Genomic DNA, 860 nt, shown 5'->3' with positions numbered 1-860 from the left:
TTTCAGGACGAGCTCAAGAAGAAGAGCTTCCTTGAAGATTGGGAATCTTCAATCTTGTGGAGTGGCGGCACAGCAAGCCCATCATCCGCAGCCCGATTAGATCCCAAATGCCGTAATATGACGAAAGGCCGTTTGATGCCTTAGCCATCGACACATTCGGCAAGGCCAAGATGATTGAGGCTGGCCTTGATCACCTGATCCGGTTGATCGAAATGGGGGATGTGGCCGCAATCCTTGATCAGCATTTTGGTCACCGGGCCGCCGGTATTTGCACAGATGGTATGGACCTGTTCGTCGCTGCCGAACTGGTCGTCATCGCCCTGAATGACCAGAAGCGGGCAGGTGATGTTGGCAAGCTCATCAACCATGTTCCAGTCACGGAATTCCGGTTGGCGCCAGGTATCGACCCAGGCGCTGAAGACATCATCCGTCTGGGCGAAGTGGTGGCGTTGCAGTTTGGTTTTCCAGTCGGTCTGGGCATAGATTTTGGCCGCCTCGGTAATGCCGGCAACCGTTACATCCTCGACAAAAACATGGGCGGCCTCGGAAATCACCGCCGTCACATTATCCGGGAAGCGTGCGGCATACTTAAGCGCAATGGTCGCCCCGTCGCTATGGCCAAACAGGATCGGTTTGGCGAGGCCCAGTTCGGTGATCAGGCCATGCAGATAGACATCGCTTTCGATGTTGTGGAAATCAATCGCGCGCGGAATATCACCAGTCGCGTGCGGATCGGATTTGCCATGGCCGCGCCGTTCATAGACAACCACCGGATGACGGGTCGCGGTCGCCAGTTTGGCCGGGAAATCCCGCCACATGCGGATCGTGCCAAGGGCCTCGTGCAGCATCAGGATGGTTGG

Annotated in this window: 1 protein-coding gene; it reads right to left on the bottom strand. The window is 56.3% G+C overall.

Going from position 1 to position 860, the window contains the following annotated elements:
• Positions 1-140: 140 nt before the first annotated feature.
• A partial coding sequence (locus tag B3Z49_RS09825) for an alpha/beta fold hydrolase (RefSeq protein WP_296990422.1) occupies positions 141-860 on the bottom strand: 720 nt, incomplete at its 5' end.

Source organism: Thalassospira sp. UBA1131 (assembly GCF_002311515.1).
Classification (GTDB): Bacteria; Pseudomonadota; Alphaproteobacteria; order Rhodospirillales; family Thalassospiraceae; genus Thalassospira.
Note: the sequence above shows the minus strand (reverse complement) of the source record. Positions and strands in the feature narration are given on the sequence as shown.